Genomic DNA, 19,546 nt, shown 5'->3' with positions numbered 1-19,546 from the left:
CTGATGAAAGTTAAATCGATTATTTTAATAGCTACGCTCTTATGTACCATCAAGGTTTCTGTTGCACAACAAGCCAAGCAGGAACTCTGGTACAAACAACCTGCAGAGAAATGGACCGATGCCTTACCAATTGGAAATGGCAGAATTGGAGCAATGATTTATGGAGGTGTAACTTACGATCATATTCAGTTTAACGAAGAAACTTTATGGACCGGAAAGCCTCGCGACTACAATCGGAAGGGCGCCTATAAATATCTTCAGGAGATTAGAAAACTACTTTTCGAGGGGAAGCAAAAAGAGGCTGAAGCACTTGCTCAGAAAGAATTTATGGGCCTGCAAAGCGAAGCAGGTGATCGTAAAGCATGGGTAGCGGAAATGAAAGAAGGTAAGGGAATGACCGGAAACCCTGCTTCAGCGAATTATGACGACAAACTCTGGAAAACGATTGCGGTACCCGCTTACGAAGGTTGGGAAACTGTGGGTTTAGCTAATGTGGATGGTTCAGTGTGGTTTAGGACAACCTTTGATGTAGCACAAAGCTGGGCGGGTAAAGATTTGGTGCTCGATCTTAACAAAATTTTTGATCAGGACGTTACTTACGTAAACGGCCAATTGGTTGGCAATACCGATGGCCCCGATGCCAGAAGATATACTGTACCTGCAAAACTGATTAAACCTGGTAAGAACGTAATTGCGATCCAGGTGCTTAACTACTATGATCGTGGTGGGATAGGTGGATATAAGGATACGAGTAAAAAGATTGGTGTTTATCCCGTAGGTGCAACAATTGAACAGGGCGTTTCGTTAGTGAAAACCTGGAAATATAAAATTCAGGATCAAAATCCTCCAGCCGTTCCACAGTATCAGGCCAGTTATCAGCCTTTTGGCGATTTGAATTTACAGTTTGCTCAGCAAGGTTCAATTAGCAAGTACAAGCGTTCCCTTGATTTAGCCACTGCAACCGTTCGCACTGCTTATCAGGCAAATGGAGTTAATTTTATTAGGGAGTATTTCGCAAGTCAGCCTAACCGGGCGATCGTGATAAATCTTACTGCCGACCGTAAAAAATCAATTAGTTTCACTGCTGCTTTTTCTAGTTTACATCAAAAGTCTGGGGTAAAAGTATTGCCGAATAACACACTTTCACTTACCGTAAATGTGAAAGATGGCGTATTGAGGGGTGAAAGCAGGTTGAATATTCAGGTTAAAAATGGATCGATAAAAACAATCGGTAAAAAAATTGAGGTAATCAATGCTGATGAAGCCACATTATACTTAACAGCGGGAACTAATTTTATAGATGCTCAAAACGTTTCTGGCGATCCAGCCAAGGCAAATATCCAAGCGCTAACTTTGTTGAAAGGTAAGTCGTACGAAGAAGTGAAGAAAAATCATGTTCAGGAATACCAGAGTTACTATAATAAATTCAAAGTTAATTTTGGTACCTCAGAAAATGAGATACTGCCGACTGATGAACGTTTAGTAAAATTTGCAACGTCTAATGATCCTGCTTTCTCTGCACTTTACATGCAATATGGTCGGTATTTGTTGATTTCTAGTTCACGACCAGGTACACAACCTGCAAATCTTCAAGGGATTTGGAATGATTTACTTACGCCACCATGGGGGAGTAAATACACCACAAACATTAACATGGAGATGAATTACTGGCCAACGGAAATTCTAAATCTTTCGCCATTAAATGAGCCTTTGGTTAAGAAGATTGAAGGTTTGGCAAAAGCGGGCGCAGAAACCGCTCGTGAGTATTATGATGCACCGGGCTGGGTTTTGCACCACAATACTGATATTTGGAATGCTACGGCACCTATCAATGCCTCCAATCATGGAATTTGGGTAAGCGGTGCCGCCTGGTTAAGTCAGCATTTGTGGGAACATTATGCGTTTAGCCAGGATAAAAAATTCTTAAGTGAAGAAGCTTATCCCTTGATGAAAGGAGCGGCGTTGTTTTTTGATACTTTCTTGGTTAAAGACCCGAAAACAGGTTGGTTAATCAGTTCGCCTTCCAACTCGCCAGAAAACGGCGGCTTAGTGGCCGGACCAACGATGGATCATCAAATCATCCGTACCTTATTTAAAAATTGCATTGCTGCTGCCGATATTTTAGGTGTTGATCCTGATTTGAGAAATTCATTGGCAGCAAAGCTGAAGTTAATTGCACCTAATCAAATCGGAAAATACGGGCAGTTGCAAGAATGGTTAGAGGATAAAGACGACACCACAAATAAACATCGTCACGTTTCCCATTTATGGGGTGTATTTCCTGGAAATGACATCACCTGGACTCAGGATGAAAAGATGATGAATGCCGCAAAACAATCTCTGCTTTATCGCGGCGATGAGGCCACAGGCTGGAGCTTAGCATGGAAAATTAACTTTTGGGCGAGATTTAAAGATGGCGACCATGCCATGGAACTGGTAAAAATGCTGCTGAAACCAGCGAAAAGTGGAGCCGGATCTTATGTAAACTTATTTGATGCTCACCCACCATTCCAGATCGATGGAAATTTTGGTGGTGCAGCCGGCATCGCAGAAATGATTGTACAAAGCCACCAGGGCTTTATCGATATTTTACCCGCCTTACCAACAGAAATCCCTCAGGGAGATGTTAGTGGTTTGCGAGCCAGAGGTGGTTTCGAGCTAGATATTAAGTGGAAGGATGGACAACTGGAAGCACTCGAGGTGAATTCTAACGCTGGCGGAACATGTTTAATTCGCTATAAAAATCAAACCATTAGTATTTCGACCCAGCCAGGTGGAGTTTATAAGTTAAGTGGGGATTTAAAAACGCTTTAAATCTTATGTAAATCGTCATTGCGAGGCACGAAGCAATCTTAAAGCAATTGCAAAATTAAATTAATGAATAAGATTGCTTCGTGCCTCGGGATAACGCATAATGTTATTGTATGAAAAATTTAAAAGTATCATTTCTTGCCATTTTCCTTTGTTTAGCATCCGGTGCTTTCTCGCAAAACAACCGAAAAGACATTCTACTTAATGCCAACTGGGTAAGCATTGCTGATGAGAAAAACATCAATGCCTACAATGGGTTTGAAAATACCACCTATAAAACCAATAACTGGAAAACCGTAAACGTTCCCCACAACTGGGACCAATACGAAGGATATCAAAGAAAACTTCATGGCAATAAACATGGTTACGCCTGGTATAGAAAAACCTTCAAAAGCAACGAACTTAAAACCGGCAAAAGGTTTTTCTTATACTTTGAAGGTGTTGGCTCTTACGCCACCATTTGGCTAAATGGAAACAAAGTTGGTTATCATGTAGGTGGAAGAACTACGTTTACTTTAGATGTGACCGATGTTATCAAATTAAATAATCAGGAAAACTTATTGGCTGTTAGGGCGGATCACCCTGCAAACATCCAGGATTTACCCTGGGTAGATGGCGGTTGCTCTACCGAAAGGGGTTTTTCCGAAGGTTCGCAACCTATGGGTATTTTCAGACCTGTACATCTCATCGTAACCAATGAGTTGCGAATTGAGCCTTTTGGTGTTCACATCTGGAATAATGATCGGATTTCTGAAAAATCTGCTCTGCTAAATTTTGCTACAACTGTCAAAAATTACGGTTCAAAACCTAAATCAGTAACGATATACAACCAGTTGTTAGATGCTGAAGGCACTATTGAAAAAGCACTGCCTAAAAAAATAGTTATCCCTGCAGGCAAAGAGGTTGTAATAAATCAAAAAACGGATGAGATTATTAATCCCAAATTATGGTCGCTCGAGAACCCATATTTATACACCTTAAAAACTTCCATTACCGAAAATGGTAAGGTAATAGATGAAATCAAAACGCCTTATGGAATCAGATGGATCAGCTGGCCAATTGGTGAACAAGCAAATCAAAAAGTATTTTTTTTAAATGGAAAGCCAGTTTTTATTAATGGAATTGCAGAATATGAGCACTTAATTGGCAACAGTCATGCTTTTAGCAATGAGCAGATTCGTTCGCGGGTAATGCAAATTAAATCTGCGGGTTTCAACGCATTCCGGGATGCGCATCAACCGCATAATTTACTTTATCAAACCTATTGGGATGAGCTGGGTATTTTAAGCTGGACCCAAATGGCTGCTCATATCTGGTATGATACGCCAGAGTTTCGAAAAAACTTTAAATTATTACTGGTCGACTGGGTTAAGGAGCGAAGAAACAGTCCTTCGGTTGTATTGTGGGGCTTAGAAAATGAGAGTACTTTACCCGAAGATTTTGCAAGGGAATGCACCGAACTGATCAGAAAATTAGATCCAACGGCATCATCGCAAAGAAAAGTAACCACTTGCAATGGGGGCAAAGGGACCGATTGGGATGTGCCGCAAAATTGGACAGGAACTTACGGTGGCAATCCTGCAACTTACGGAGAAGATTTAAAAAGACAGGTTTTGGTTGGCGAATATGGTGCATGGAGAACGATAGATCTTCATGAGGTTGATGCAAACGGGAAAGGTTTTACTGAAAACAAAATGACCGATTTAATGGAAACGAAAGTTCGTTTGGCAGAAACGGTAAAAGATCAAACTGCGGGTCATTTCTTCTGGTTATACAGTTCACATGATAATCCGGGTCGGGTACAGGGGGGAGAAGGCTTGCGAGATTTAGATCGCATTGGTCCGGTAAATTATAAAGGAATGTTTACCCCATGGGAAGAGCCGACTGACGTTTTTTACATGTTCAGAGCCAATTATGCGCCAAAAGCTACCGAACCCATGGTTTATATTGTTTCTCATACCTGGCCAAATCGCTGGTCGAAACCAGGGATAAAAGACAGCATTGTGGTTTATTCCAACTGCAATGAGGTAGAGCTTTTTAACGATATCAATGGAGCATCATTAGGCAAGCAAAAACGTGGCGCTATCGGAACACATTTCCAATGGAATAAGCCAAATATTAAATATAATGTGCTTTACGCAGTGGGATATGTTGATGGAAAGGCTGTCGCCAAAGATCAAATGGTGTTAAATAGCCTTCCGAAATCTCCAAACTTTGATCGCTTGGTAATTAATACCGATGTTTTAAAACCTCAAGATAAGTACAACTATTTATATCGGTTAAATTGTGGTGGACCATCTTATCAAGATCATTTTGGAAACCAATGGTTGGCAGATCAACAGTTAGTTTCCAATACTAAAAATTACGGTTCAACCTCCTGGACTTCCGGTTTTCCTGGAGTACCTTCATTTTTTGCTAGTCAGCGAAGAACCTTTTCGCCAATCGCGGGCAGTTCAGATTGGAAGCTCTTCCAATCCTTCCGTTATGGTAGAGATCAGCTGAAGTTTAGCTTTCCTGTTCCAAAAGATGGCGAATATTTAGTGGAGCTATATTTTATTGAACCTTGGCTGGGAATCGGCGGTGGCATGAATGCTGAAAAAATGCGGTTGTTTGATGTAGCAATTAACGACAAAACTGTGCTAAAAGATGTTGATATCTGGAAAGAAGCAGGTTCTAATACTGTTTTAAAGAAAACCGTAAAGGTTTTCAGCAAAGCTGGACAGTTGACGATATCCTTTCCGCAGATCAAAGTTGGGCAGGCGCTTATTTCAGCCATTGCCATTGCCAGCTTAGATAAAATTCAAATTACTGAAAATCAGTCTAATTCGATTGTGAACATTCAGCCTGGCAAAAATTACAAATTAGAGAGTTGGATGGATATTGGCGATAAACAATTTATAGATTCGTCTGTGCAATTTACTTCCTTGCCACCAAATCTATATGGCGCAGAGTGGATTCAAACCAGTAAAGTCAACAAAGATTTTGTTTTTAAGATAAATGCAGTAGCTGATGTTTTCGTGGCTTTAAATGAAAGCGATGAAAAGCCAGCCGACTATGAGGATACTAAAACGCAGATTACGAATAGCGATGGAGAAAAGTTTATGGTCTTCCGTAAAAGGTTTTCAGCAAACGACCAAGTTTCAGTGAGTGGCAAAATGAGGACGATAGCCATTGTTCCACCAAGTGAACTTGAGCCAGCTTACGATTTAAAAACGGTGACTAGCTACAAAGCAATTGATGCAAAACTAGCAGGTCAGAGCATCGTTAAGCAAAATTTAATGGATAAGCAACGCGTTATTTTTAAAGAAAGTAGCGGTGGAATTTTAGAATGGTCGATAGGCGTTGGAGTGGCCGATACTTATTCTTTAACCATCAAATACCATAATCCATTTTCAAAAATTTTAAAAGCTAAAATCGAATTTCTTTCTGCGGATGGCACGTTAATGAAAACAGAACAGGCCGAATTTGCCCCAACAAAATCAGGTAAATGGAATTATCTAAATACCAATACAGGCAGCATGATCAATGCAGGAAGTTATAAAGTTCGTTTAATTGCAATAGATGCGAAAGAGTTGGCGATTGATGCTTTGGATGTACAATAGGGTAGCATCAGTTGCGAGTTACCGGTTATTAGTTACCTGTTTGGGCTTTTGTTTAGTTACGGGTTGAAGGTTGTAGGTAATATCCTTGAGAAATTAGTTGCTTCAGTTATAATTATTATTTAACAGCTCTTTTTTTAAGGATTTTTTTATTTTTCGGCTTGCAGACCTGTAACTGATAACTCGCAACCCGTAACACTATTCTTAAAGATAAGATGGTACAAGATGTAGCCAAAATCTTATATGAATGCTGATGTTTAGAAATGCATATTTGTTTTAACCAAATTAATAAACGAGCCAATAAGTAATGAAAGGTCTTCCTATTTTCGATCTTGCGATAATCTTCATATACCTTGTTGGGATGATATTAGTTGGGGTTTATTTTTCACGAAAAAATAAAAATTCCGAACAATTTACAAAAGCTTCGGGCCTTATTCCCGGATGGGCAATAGGTTTATCAATTTATGCTACGTTTTTAAGCAGCAATACATTTTTGGGTGTTCCAGGGAAAGCCTTTGGAAGCAACTGGAATGCATTTGTTTTTAGTATTTCTATGCCGCTTGCCGCTTGGGTAGCCTCAAAATATTTTGTTCCTTTTTACCGCAATACAGGAGAAATCTCTGCCTATACACATTTAGAAAAACGTTTTGGCGCTTGGGCAAGGGTTTACGCAGTGCTTTGTTTTTTACTTACGCAACTCGCCAGAATGGGGTCCATATTCTTCGGAATTGCGTTAAGTTTACAGGCGCTAACCGGTTATTCCATGCAAATGATCATGATTGTGATGGGCATCTGCATTATTTTTTATACCGTGTTAGGTGGAATTGAAGCAGTAATCTGGACAGAAGTGGTGCAGGCTGTAGTGAAAACATTCGGCGCTCTACTTATTCTGTACCTCATTATTACCAATATGCCTGGCGGCGTTTCTAAAATCGTAGAAATTGGTAAATCTGCAGATAAATTTAGTCTGGGAAGTTTTAAAATGGATTTTGTCGGCTCTTCGTTTTGGGTGGTGTTGCTGTATGGATTCTTTATCAACCTGAACAATTTCGGGATGGATCAGAATTATATTCAACGTTATCATACCGCATCATCAAGTAAAGCTGCATCTAAATCAATATGGCTTTGTGTATGGTTATATATTCCAGCATCGCTATTGTTTTTTATTATAGGATCTTGCTTGTTTGCCTACTATGAAGTTAATCCCAACTTGGTGCAATCCATCAAACATCAGGTAGCACTTGAAAGATTGCCCGTTGGTACAAGTGCCTCAGAGGTTTTGAAACTTCAAAATGCATTGCTTCCATCAGATTATGGCGATAAGATTATGCCGCATTTCATGGTCACCAAAATTCCGGTGGGGTTGGTTGGATTAATCGTTTCAGCAATTTTATCGGCGGCAATGAGTACCATCAGTTCCGGTATGAATGCATCTGCAACGGTTTTCTCTGAAGATATTTACAAGCGTTACATCAAACCCGACGTAACGGAAAAACAGAACCTGTCGCTGCTACACATTGCAACGATTGGTTTTGGCTTATTGGGGATGATTGCCGGAATTGCAATGATTGGCGTTAAAAGCATTTTAGATGTTTGGTGGGAACTTTCAGGGATATTTGCTGCTGGTATGCTGGGTTTATTTCTACTTGGAATTATTAGTAAACAAACAAAAAACCACGAAGCGATAATCGCAACCATCATCGGAATTGTAGTTATTATCTGGATGACATTTTCCACCCTATTGCCACCGGAATATGAAAATTTCAGGAACCCCTTGCATAAAAACATGATTATCGTAATCGGCACGCTGACCATATTTTTAGTTGGAATTTTCGTTACCAAAATCAAGAAGAAAAAACTAGAAACTGCAAATTAACATCACTGGATTTGCACAAATTATCATATTAAATCCTACATCAATATTAAATGGAAAATGCACAAAAAGGGTTCATCCCGGTAATGCTCACACCTTTTTTAAGCAACGGCGAGATAGATTATCCTGCCCTCACGCAATTAACCGAAATCTATTTGCAAGCGGGTTCTTCTGGTTTATTTGCCAATTGCCTTTCGAGCGAAATGTTTGAATTAACTGATAAGGAACGTATCCAAGCCATTAAACATGTAATAAAAGTAGCAGACGGTTCGGTGCCAGTGGTGGCAACAGGAACTTTTGGTGGTGCAATTGCCAAACAAGCAGATTTTGTTAAAGAAGTGAGTGATTTAGGCGTTGAAGCTGTAATTGCCATCACAGGTCTGTTGGCAGACGAGCGGGAGAGCGACGCTGTTTTTAATGATCGGGTTTATGACTTGCTGAATCAAACTGGCAAAATTCCCATGGGCTTTTATGAATGTCCTGTGCCTTACAAAAGAGTTTTGAAACCTGAACAGTTGGCAGATTTTGTATCGACAGGGAGAGTAATCTATCACAAAGATACCTGTCTGGATTTAACACAGATTAAAGAAAAACTTCGGTTAACAGAAGGAAATGCTTTTGGTTTATACGATGCATATATTGTTCATGCGGTAGAATCTTTAAAGGCGGGGTCGTCTGGTTTATCCTGCATTCAGGGCAATTATTTTCCAGAGTTAATCGTATGGCTTTGCGACCACTATAATGACGAAAGTCTGGTTCAAGAAGTAAATGCTGTTCAACAATTTTTAATCGATAATATGGATGTAATGCACAATGTTTATCCAATAGTTTCGAAATATTTTCTTCAAAAACGAGGGTTAAATATTTCAACATTTACGAGGAGAAATGTAGGGTCATTTACACCGACCATAGTTAAGGAGGTAGAGAAATTATATGACGATTACACTGCTTTAAGAACGGATTTAAATATTCAGGTATTTATTTAGTTTGGCCGCAGATTCGAAAATGATAATTGTTAGTATTAATCTCTGCACTTTAGTATTCAAAATTCAACAATTTTTTGTGATTACGTATCAGGTGAATTGAAAAATCATTATTAATTATTCTTAATCAATCTGCGAATCTGCAGCCCAGAAATTATGATGCTAATTCAAGTACTTTCGTTTATAGTCCAGCGGCGTCATCCCGGTAACTTTCTTAAAGTGCCGGTAAAAGTTCGAAACGTTGTTGAAACCGCAATCAAAACAGATCATTTCGGTAGGGAGCTTGTTTTCTATTAGAAACCTGCAGGCGTGGCTTACCCTAATCTCAATCAGGAAATCATAGAAAGTCTTTTTGGTCATCAACTTAAAATAACGGCAAAACGAGGTTACGCTCAAATTGCTCAAATTAGCTACTTCTTCAAGTGTAATGTCCTTTTTATAGTTGCTTAAAGTATAATTGCAAATTTTATTGATACGCAAAGTCTCCGATTCGTTCGATTGATAGAAAGTATTTTTGCTCGTCACGATGGTCGAATACTCGTCAGTTTCGGCCAATGTTTTCAGTATTGATAACAGAATAATGATGCGGTCTAAATTTGTCGCATCAATAGCAGAACGCATTAGCTTAACCAACTTTTCTTTTGCCGTTCCATTAATAACCATTCCACTTTTCGCTTTTTCAAATAGTTTTGGCAATAAATAGGCTTCGGGTAAATTGAGCATATATTTTCCCAGGCAATCGGGCAAAAAATGGATCACCATTGCTTCGGTGTTAAGCTCCCGGTTATTTTGAAAGTACTCATCCTTACAGCGCCAGGTGTGAGGTAAATTTTCGCCTAGCAGAATCATTTCATCAGGCTCAAAATTACTGATGTTATCTCCAATAAACCGAACACCTTCTCCTTTGATTACATAATGCAATTCCAGTTCTGGATGATAGTGCCAAATATTTCCAAAATCAGGTTTAATATCATGACGGATACTAAATGAACTTTGAAGCGTAACGGGAACTTTATGAAAGTGAGGTTTCATATTTATTGAACTAATATTTGGTTAAGATTAAATATCATTATTATTTAATCGTGCTGCTAATTGACTTAAAGTTAGTAAGTTTTATGGTAACATCCTATATTAAATTGATAAAAACTATTATTAAATAACGTTTTCTATTGTTGAGTTTTGTATATAGCCCAATAAGGTTTAACCAAAATATAAGCTGACAAATTATTTTTATATAAATTTTTTGTTCATTAATAAATTATGAGAGAAGGTTATCAAGGAGAAATTCTGCTTGTTTCTAGCGGAGATTTACGACTTTCAGCAAATCAAAATTGCTGGCCGGCGCAAGTTGCAATGGAGAAAGATTTAACTGCTGCCATTGAAAAACTAGGTGGGAAAGTTAAAAGAGCTCATCAATATAATTCAGAGAAAAAACATGGTTTTATCGACTCGCAAAGAATGGGTATGGATATTTTTAGAAATATTGATCCAAATCAACCTTTAATAGTTGCTGAAAGTGTTTGGCAATATTCTCATCACGTTCTTGCAGGTTTAATCACGCATAAAGGTCCGATATTAACGGTAGCCAACTGGAGTGGGCAATGGCCTGGTTTAGTAGGAATGCTCAATTTAAATGGGTGCTTAACCAAAGCGGGCGTTTCTTATAGCACTTTGTGGAGCGAAAATTTCACCGATGAATTCTTGATCGATGGCTTACAAGAATGGATTTCAACTGGTAAAATCACTTACAATCAAAGTCATGTTAAAAGCTTAGCGCTAAACAAAATACCGGCAGAAGACGAAAAAGTAGGAAGAGCATTTGCCCGTTCGTTAAAAGAACGCAAGGTTATAATGGGTGTTTTCGATGAAGGGTGCATGGGAATGTACAACGCCATCATCCCTGATGAGCTGCTCCATAAAACCGGTTTCTTTAAGGAAAGATTGAGTCAATCGGCACTTTACGCATCGATGTTAGAGGTTACCGAGAATGAGGCTGAAGAGGTTCTTCAATGGTTGCTTAAAAAAGGAATGACATTTAATTGGGGAACAGATGAAGTGACCCAACTTACCCGCAAACAAACACTAGAGCAGTGCAAAATGTATATTGCAGCCTTGCGCATTGCCGATGATTTTAGTTGTGATACCATTGGAATCCAATACCAACAGGGTTTAAAAGATTTAACGGTTGCCAGCGATTTGGTTGAGGGATTACTCAATAACCAAGATCGTCCTCCGGTTTATTCAAAGTCAGGGAAAGAACTTTATCCTCAAAAAGCATTACCACATTTTAACGAAGTTGATGAATGTGCTGGTTTAGATGCTTTGGTAACTTATCAGCTTTGGAACGAGTTAGGGATGTCTGGAGAAACCACTTTACACGATATCCGTTGGGGAGAATATTACAAAGGTGGCGAGGTTGATGGTTTTGTCTGGTTATTTTTAATTTCGGGTGCTGCTCCACCGGCACATTTTATTGATGGTTACGCTGGTGCCAGTAGTGATCGGCAACCGGCAATGTATTTTCGCCTGGGCGGTGGCTCTTTAAAAGGCGTGAGTAAACCGGGCTTTATCGTTTGGAGTAGGGTATATGTGAAGGATAACGAATTACATTGCGATTTAGGAGTGGGAGAAGTGGTCGCCCTGCCGAAAGAGGAAACTGAAAGAAGGTGGAATGGAACCACACCAGAGTGGCCAATTATGCATGCCATATTAAAAGGTGTAAGTCGCGATCAGTTAATGGCCAGGCATCAGGCCAACCACATTCAGGTGGTTTACACAAATTATGAAGCCAATGCGCATGAAGCTTGTAGAATAAAAGCTGCAGCTTTGGACGAATTGGGTTTAAAAGTGCACTTTTGTGGTGATGTCAACTTATCAAAAAACAGAATTTAATTTAAATATACTCAAACATGAAATTATCAATATTAGCTTTGCTGTTAACGTTTTCTACTGTAGCAACAACTTTTGCTCAAAAAATGACTCCTGAAGAAAAAGCGAAGTACGTTAAATCAATTACCGAACGTGCTGATAAGATTGTGGCAAACCTGGGAATTGCAGATGCGAAAAAAGCGGAAAAGGTTAGAAACATTATCAGAGATCAATACAGCAACCTAAATGATATTTATGCTGTTAGAGATTTAAAAGCAAAGGAAATTAAAAGCAAACTGGAAGGCAACAAGGTAGAAAGAGATTCTGCTTTGGTTAAGCAAAATAGAGGGGTGATGGAATCCTTAGCCAAACTTCATAATAAATATATCAGCAAGCTTTCTGCTCATTTAAGCCAGGATCAAATTGATTTGGTGAAAAACGGAATGACTTACAACGTTTTGCCAATTACTTATAAAGCTTACCAGGAAGAAATTTTAACGCTTACTGAAGAACAGAAGAAACAAATTTTGGTTTGGCTCACTGAAGCCCGTGAATATGCAATGGATGCAGAATCATCAGATAAGAAACATGCCTGGTTTGGTAAATATAAAGGAAGAATTAATAATTACCTTTCTGCTGCCGGCTACGATTTGAAAAAGGAGGGCATTGAGTGGGAGAAAAGACGAAAAGCAAAGGCGCAAGGGAATTAGTTTTTCTGCTGCTTAATTAACGTAATTAAGCAGCCAAAATTTTTTAACATTTTTTATTTAAGAATATTTCATTTATATATGAATTTTATTTCTATATTGTAACCTAATTAAAAATTGTAATAACGGTAACTATTGCTTGTTCTATTTATTGATAATATAATACAATAACAAGCTTTAAATTTTATCAAGACTTTGTAATTAAGCTTTCTTTAATAGTTTGATTATACTTTCTAACCAAAACAAACATTAACAGAATCAAAGGGATATGAGCCATCTTAGTTAAAATTCGATCAGCATACTTAGAAAAAAAGCTGCAACCGAATTTATTGTTTAACTAACAATAACCAACGGAAGATCAAAATAGTATCAAGTCACTCATCTCTCAATTAGTAAACAAACATTAATTCAGCTGTAAAGTCAAAATAAAATTTGATTCACAATAACATATTTAACAAAATAAATTTGATACAAGCCGGCTTGTTCAACCCTCAATTGAATGTAATTAGTATTAAAAACTAACCAAATAATAAATATGAACTTAAAATTTTTACGCAAATTATCTTGGGTATTAGCACTCATGACAATTATCAGTACTTCGTTGTTTGCACAGCAGCGACAAATTACTGGTAAGGTTGTTGATAAAAAGGACGGCCAACCGCTTCCTGGAGTGACTGTAGGAATACGGGGTAAAACCAACAATGTAAGCACCAACGATAAAGGGGATTTTGCATTAATTGCAGATCCTGCTACTGATGCATTGGTGTTTTCGTATATCGGCTATGTAAGGCAAGTAGTGCCATTAGCCGGCAAAACAAACCTCACCATTAGCTTCGTTGAAGATGCTCAAAGTTTGGATAACGATGCGGTTGTAGTAGTTGGTTATGGTACAAAAAAACGTAGTGAAGTACTTGGTTCGGTAGCAACTATCACCGGTGCCGAAATTCAAGATGTTCCTGCACCAAATTTAGCTGGCGCATTAAGGAATAGAATTGCGGGTGTTGGTGTAGGACAGGTATCAGGTAGGCCTGGCGCTCCAATCACATTAAATATTAGGAACTCGACTGTATCGGACCAAGCACGATTAAACGGCGCAACCGACGAACCCCTTTATGTAGTTGATGGGATAACCGTAACGAGAGATGCATTCGATAATATTGACGCATCAATGGTGGAAAATTTAACCTTCTTAAAAGATGCCTCTGCTTCTATTTACGGAGCAGCGGGTGCAAAAGGTGTGGTTTTAGTTACTACTAAAAGAGGTAAAATTGGTAAGCCAAGTTTAACCTACAATGGTTACTTGGGTATATCAGATGCAGCGCAGGTACCAGAAATGTTGTCTGCCTATGATCACGCAGTGCTATTGAACGATACATACCGTTATCAGAATGGACCAGCATCAGGACTTTCGAATTTCTTCTTACCAGCAGATTTAGACTATATCAAAACACTAAATTACAAAAGCTGGTATGATGAAGTTTGGCAGGCATCAACCATGCAAAGACATAATGTAGGCATCTCTGGCGGTAGTGATAAGATTACTTTTTTTGCTGGTGGTAATTATCAAAGTGAGAATGCTAATTACGCAGGTATGAAGTTTGATAAATATGGTTTTAGAAGTGGTGTAGTAGCTAACATAGCCAATGGCTTGAAAGCAGATATTAATTTTAATGTTGACTATAATACGAGAGAACAACATCATAATGCTACAGATAGTGATGCCGGATTTTTCGAAAGAATTGTGAGTATTCCAAAATGGGTACCTATCAGTATTAACGGCACTTATGTTGATTTTAATGCTAATAATAGCAGGATAAATCCAGGAGCCGTGGTGGAATCGGGATATTACAATAATAGTAGCACAAAAAACTACCGCATAAATGCTGCAGTTACCTACGAACCAACTTTTTTAAAAGGTTTTTCAGCTAAGTTGCAGATTTCACAGTCAAGTGGTTCTTCAAAAGGCACACAGTATATCCCACCCTACAGACAGGGTAATTTTGTTAGAACAGGTAACAATGGTCAATTATTTACCGATCAGTTGGTTAATACTTCACCCACTTCAGGTTATATAGAACCTACTACTGCAATAGGATCAACCATTACACCTGCTGTAGGAGAAAATAGTAGTTATCAAGGTTTCTTTACTTTACAATATAATAAAACTATCGCTAAGCATTCAGTTAACCTTTTGGTTGGTGGTGAGCAAAGTGAAGGTACTACACAACAATCTACAGTTCGTTACAGTAATCAATTAATTCCCAATATCGATCAGTATTGGGCATATGATGCTACGACACTGACGCAGGTAAGTTTGGCTAGAACAGCAGTATCAAAACGCTCGTTCTTTGGTCGTTTCAATTACGATTTCGATAAAAAATATCTTTTGGAAGTAATCACTCGTTTAGACGCATCCTCTAACTTTGCTACTGGAAATCGTTGGGGTGTTTCACCAAACGCAGGTTTAGGCTGGGTAGTAAGCCAGGAGAATTTCTTTAAAGATGCCGAATATCTAAAGTTTATTAATTTTCTTAAATTAAAAGTAAATGTCGGCATTACAGGTGATGATAGAGTAGGTGTACGTTTATGGCAAGATAGATTTTTGATTGATGTAACGAACGGTTATTTATATGGAAATGCGAATCAAAATAGTTTAAACAGATCACGTTTAGCTAACCCAGACATTACCTGGGAGAAAAAAAGAACCATCAACATTGGTTTGGAAACTTCGATGTTTGATAATAAACTCGACTTTAGCGTAGAGGTTTTCCAAAACCGCAATTACGATGCATTTGATTTAGGAGGAAATAATCTTTTTCCGCTTTACTTCGGTACAGCTGCACCAGTTGTCAATTATAGAGAAACTTACAACTGGGGATCAGAATTTAGCATTGGTTACAAAGCCAAACTAGCTACCGATTGGAATTTAAGTGCAAGCATGAACTTTGGTTGGGGTAACTCAGTGGTTAATAGAACACTTTATGCTCCAGGTCAGTTAATTAATAATGTAGCACCAGATTGGCAAACACAATTCGGTACCGATCCTCGTGTATATTCATCTAGTAATATCGGTTTAAGATCGTTAGGTATGTTTAGAACTCAAGGCGAAGTGGATGCTTGGATGGCTAAGTATCCTAATTACAGAGTATATGATGTGATCCCTCAAGCAGGATGGTTGTATTTTGAAGATACTAATGGGGATGGTGTAATTTCGGATAGTGATATGGTACCGTTGTATAAAAATACTAATTCTTTCTTCGGAACTGGTTTGTCACTCAATCTAACTTATAAAAACTTTTCTCTAAATACCAATATTAATGCACGTTTTGGAGGCAAAGTATTTTACGATAGCAGGGCTAGGATTGCACCATCAGCTGCTAGAAATGTGTTGACTATATGGCAAGATCGCTGGACACCTGAAAATCCAATGGAAGGTAAATTCCCTCGTTTTGATGATCCTGCATTAACCAGGAATTCTGATTTTTGGGCAGTTGATGGTACGATGATCCGTATCAATACTATGACTTTGAGCTATAAAGCGCCTACTGCTTTTGCGAATAAATTGGGTATTGGTGGTGCTCGCCTGCTATTAACCGGAAACAATTTGTGGACAATTATCAATCCACTACCATATAAGGATCCGTACACTTCAAGTGCTTACGATTATCCAATGTTGAGAACAATATCTTTGGGATTAACTGTTAACTTATAATCTTTTAAGTAATGATTAAGCAAATTAAAAATAATATAAATAAAGCATTGTTAGTTTTTGCATTAGCAGCTGCTTTACCTGCATGTGTAAATAAAGATGAATTTTTCTTATTGCCAGATACCGAAGGTATAGATGCTGCAATATGGGATAATGAAGGATCTGTTCAACTGCACTTAAATAGAGTGTATGATGTTGTTATGCCTTGGTTTCCATTACAGGTTTTACCCGATCGTTATGGTGTTCATGTAGCAAGTGATGAAAGTTATTTTCCAGATGGTAATGACAATGCTAAAGCAGCATTGGGTTTGGTTGGGGTTTTAGGAGTTAATGACGTAAGATTTACAGGAAATCAGTATCGTGGAAATCCGGGCGATAATAAATATTGGGATATTGCCAGATGTAATGATGCGATTACTAACGTACCGAAGGGTAAGATGCCAGCAGATAGACAGCGTATTTTATTAGGTCAATATTATGCCTTAAGAGCGATGACCTATTTTGAATTGGTAAAAGTTTATGGTGGTGTTCCACTTATCTTAGAGCAGCAATTGGAAAATTCGGTATACATGGGTGGTAGAAAGAGTGCAAAAGAATGTATTGATGCAATCGTTTCTGATCTAAATACTTCTATGCAAATGTTGGAAGGCTTTAATCCTGGTGATGGAGATGGAAGAGGTAAAATTACCAAACTGATTGCAGCTTGTTTAAAGGCTAAAGTTCTTTTTTATTGGGCAAGTCCGCAATTTAATCCAACTAATGATGCTAAACATCCTTATCAAGCAGCGAGATGGACAGATGCTTTAACTGCAAATAAAGAGGCTTATGATTTAGCTGTTACAGCCGGCAAAAGATTAATGCCAAATTATCTTGATATTTTCCGTACTGAAGGAACTGCAAATTCGGAAGCGATATTGGTTAGGACCTATTCCAGTACAGTTAATGCCAGAGGGCACAATGGTGAATCAAGAAACAGACCAAGTTCTGAAGGTGGATCTTATAGCTCATTCTATACACCTACCACAAAAATGTTAGATGCATACCCAATGAGGGATGGTAAACCTAGAAATACTTCTACTGCTTTCCCTTATGATGCAACTATGTTTTGGCAAAATAGAGACCCGAGATTTGAAGCTACTTTTGCATACAACGGCAGCGTTTATCCATTAAGTGGAAATGCGACAAGAAAACAGTGGACCTACAATACCGCAGTAAACGAATCAAATGGTAACGCTGTTTATGTTAAGCGCTTCACTACACCTGGTTTAATTGCTGGCGCAGTTGCTTATAATAATGGTTTAGGCGGTAGTGGAATGGACTGGATTGAATTAAGATTCGCCGAAGTAATGCTAAATTATGCCGATTGCTTAAATGAAACAGGAAATATCGCAGGAGCAAAAGATTTGGTTAGACAAATTCGTGTTAGAGCGGGTGTGGTGGCTGGAGATGCTGATTATGGCTTAGGTTTAGCCGGTAGTACTGCTGATTTACGAACTTTAATTTTAAATGAAAGACAAATTGAATTTGCTTTCGAAAACAAACGCAATGCTGATTTGAGAAGATCTCGCACCATGCACCTGTTAACTGGAAGTATGGCAAAATTGGAAATTCAATTGGCATCTGCGGCTGATAAAACTACGCTTGAAACAGTTACGAACGGCGTTATGTTTAGAGAAACCATTAATGTTAACGATAAAACTACTTATAATAGATATTTTAGAACCGTTACTCTGACCAATGCAACATATTTGCCTTATAATGTTCCAGAGTTTCATTATTTCTACACTTTCCATAGTGATTTTGTGAATTTTGGTGCCAATATCGCTACAACAATCGGTTGGCCGGGTGGAACTTTTGATCCATTAGATTAATTAGGAAATATTAAATTCATTATCAGTTTTAAAAATTCAAAAATGAAAACTAAAAATATTCACAAGTTATTCTTTATTGCATTAAGCATATTGTTGTTTGCTTCATGTAAAAAGGAATCAGAAAATATATTTACCATGTTTACGGATGTAACCGTAACCTATAATAATAGCGATCCCCGTTGCGTAACCGACTACAAATTGGTGAACGATAAAGATGAGGTTTGGATTGATTTCACTATCAATTCAGCATCTGAGGATATGTATTCATATACCATAGAGAAATCTTCTGGAACACAAACGCCCGAGCGTACCATAATTTCAATCAATGATCCGACTAAGCGCAGAAGTTTTAGTGATATCATTAAATTAACGATGGCTCGTGATGGAAAAACCACTTACCGGATTTATGCATTAAATCAAAAGGGGATTTTTATTGGTGATGGAAAAAAGAGTGTAACTATTGAGGTGAATCCAAGTTATATGGTTTATGCCAATAGAACCATCTACCTTCCAGATTCAGTAGGAAAGTCATTGCCTAGCTTTTTCTCGTTAAGAGATGCCTCAAGCTTTAGTTATACTAATGGTGCTTCAAACTCAGCTAACATTGATTTCGGAGTTTATAGAAAACTAGCCTCAAATTCCACCCCATCAGCGATTTCGTATACTTATAATTTATATTCTCCGAGTGTGGCTGTAAATCCATTGAGTGTTTATGATATCAGTACTTGGACACCTAAAAGAACAACAAAATTTAGCGCACCTATAACGGGACAAGCTACAGCATTTTTAACAGGGGCAGTATCTGGCTCCACTGTAGAAACATTAGCTAAAGCAAGAACTATCAATTTGGATGCTACTGTTGGTACCACATTAGCCAATGGTCTTAATACCGGTAGCGCTGTATTTTTTTTAACTCCGGAAGGTAAATATGGAATTATGTATATTAATGTGGTTGCCTTAGATTTTGAGAAGAAACCTTTCATTAACGTAAGTGTTAAAGTGCAACGATAAAAATGCCTTTTCTGGCGGCTAAACACCGCCATAATTTTATATATATTTGGTTTGAAAAAAGGAAGCAGCGAGTGCTTCCTTTTTCATTTAAGAATGTTACATTTATATATGAAA

General features: G+C 38.2%; 10 protein-coding genes. 9 read left to right on the top strand and 1 reads right to left on the bottom strand.

What is annotated here, in order from left to right:
• Positions 1-3 precede the first annotated feature (3 nt).
• The 4 genes from ACZZZK_RS02170 to ACZZZK_RS02155 all read left to right on the top strand — a co-directional run bounded on the left by ACZZZK_RS02170 (position 4) and on the right by ACZZZK_RS02155 (position 9,269).
• On the top strand, positions 4-2,814 hold the full coding sequence (locus ACZZZK_RS02170) for a glycoside hydrolase family 95 protein (protein WP_463482650.1): 2,811 nt from the start codon (positions 4-6) through the stop codon (positions 2,812-2,814).
• Positions 2,815-2,924: 110 nt separating this feature from the next.
• Positions 2,925-6,413: a malectin domain-containing carbohydrate-binding protein gene (locus tag ACZZZK_RS02165; RefSeq protein WP_463482649.1), complete on the top strand. Its 3,489-nt coding sequence runs from the start codon at positions 2,925-2,927 to the stop codon at positions 6,411-6,413.
• Between the two features lie 358 nt (positions 6,414-6,771).
• Positions 6,772-8,286 carry a sodium:solute symporter family protein gene (locus tag ACZZZK_RS02160; RefSeq protein ID WP_463482648.1) on the top strand — a complete coding sequence of 505 codons (1,515 nt, stop codon included), beginning with the start codon at positions 6,772-6,774 and terminating at the stop codon, positions 8,284-8,286.
• 50 nt (positions 8,287-8,336) lie between these two features.
• Positions 8,337-9,269, top strand: coding sequence for a dihydrodipicolinate synthase family protein (locus tag ACZZZK_RS02155; RefSeq protein WP_463482647.1), 933 nt, complete (start codon positions 8,337-8,339; stop codon positions 9,267-9,269).
• Positions 9,270-9,428: 159 nt separating this feature from the next.
• On the opposite strand, the gene ACZZZK_RS02150 is transcribed toward ACZZZK_RS02155, so the two are convergent.
• A complete protein-coding gene (locus ACZZZK_RS02150) occupies positions 9,429-10,298 on the bottom strand; it encodes an AraC family transcriptional regulator (RefSeq protein ID WP_463482646.1) in 870 nt (289 codons plus the stop codon).
• A 228-nt stretch (positions 10,299-10,526) separates the two neighbouring features.
• Between ACZZZK_RS02150 and ACZZZK_RS02145 the strand changes: the two genes are divergently transcribed.
• From ACZZZK_RS02145 to ACZZZK_RS02125, 5 genes are all read left to right on the top strand, one after another.
• Entirely contained in the window at positions 10,527-12,158 is a 1,632-nt protein-coding gene (locus tag ACZZZK_RS02145) for a fucose isomerase (RefSeq protein WP_463482645.1), read from the top strand.
• Between the two features lie 17 nt (positions 12,159-12,175).
• Positions 12,176-12,844 carry a DUF3826 domain-containing protein gene (locus ACZZZK_RS02140; protein ID WP_463482644.1) on the top strand — a complete coding sequence of 223 codons (669 nt, stop codon included), beginning with the start codon at positions 12,176-12,178 and terminating at the stop codon, positions 12,842-12,844.
• Between the two features lie 532 nt (positions 12,845-13,376).
• Positions 13,377-16,553, top strand: coding sequence for a SusC/RagA family TonB-linked outer membrane protein (locus tag ACZZZK_RS02135; RefSeq protein ID WP_463482643.1), 3,177 nt, complete (start codon positions 13,377-13,379; stop codon positions 16,551-16,553).
• 11 nt (positions 16,554-16,564) lie between these two features.
• Positions 16,565-18,421, top strand: a complete 1,857-nt coding sequence (locus ACZZZK_RS02130) for a RagB/SusD family nutrient uptake outer membrane protein (RefSeq protein WP_463482642.1) — start codon at positions 16,565-16,567, stop codon at positions 18,419-18,421.
• Between the two features lie 42 nt (positions 18,422-18,463).
• Positions 18,464-19,432 (top strand): hypothetical protein, encoded by a 969-nt coding sequence (locus ACZZZK_RS02125; protein ID WP_463482641.1) that lies wholly within the window; start codon positions 18,464-18,466, stop codon positions 19,430-19,432.
• The last annotated feature ends 114 nt before the right edge of the window (positions 19,433-19,546 follow it).

This window comes from Pedobacter sp. AC163 (assembly GCF_979258665.1).
This window is presented reverse-complemented; position numbering and strand designations above follow the sequence as displayed.

Excerpts from the sequence above, each read along its gene's own strand:
- ACZZZK_RS02155 (WP_463482647.1), top strand. The coding sequence starts at position 8,337 with ATGGAAAATGCACAAAAAGGGTTCATCCCGGTAATGCTCACACCTTTT.
- ACZZZK_RS02170 (WP_463482650.1), top strand. The coding sequence starts at position 4 with ATGAAAGTTAAATCGATTATTTTAATAGCTACGCTCTTATGTACCATC.
- ACZZZK_RS02145 (WP_463482645.1), top strand. The coding sequence starts at position 10,527 with ATGAGAGAAGGTTATCAAGGAGAAATTCTGCTTGTTTCTAGCGGAGAT.
- ACZZZK_RS02130 (WP_463482642.1), top strand. The coding sequence starts at position 16,565 with ATGATTAAGCAAATTAAAAATAATATAAATAAAGCATTGTTAGTTTTT.
- ACZZZK_RS02160 (WP_463482648.1), top strand. The coding sequence starts at position 6,772 with ATGATATTAGTTGGGGTTTATTTTTCACGAAAAAATAAAAATTCCGAA.
- ACZZZK_RS02125 (WP_463482641.1), top strand. The coding sequence starts at position 18,464 with ATGAAAACTAAAAATATTCACAAGTTATTCTTTATTGCATTAAGCATA.
- ACZZZK_RS02140 (WP_463482644.1), top strand. The coding sequence starts at position 12,176 with ATGAAATTATCAATATTAGCTTTGCTGTTAACGTTTTCTACTGTAGCA.
- ACZZZK_RS02165 (WP_463482649.1), top strand. The coding sequence starts at position 2,925 with ATGAAAAATTTAAAAGTATCATTTCTTGCCATTTTCCTTTGTTTAGCA.
- ACZZZK_RS02150 (WP_463482646.1), bottom strand. The coding sequence starts at position 10,298 with ATGAAACCTCACTTTCATAAAGTTCCCGTTACGCTTCAAAGTTCATTT.
- ACZZZK_RS02135 (WP_463482643.1), top strand. The coding sequence starts at position 13,377 with ATGAACTTAAAATTTTTACGCAAATTATCTTGGGTATTAGCACTCATG.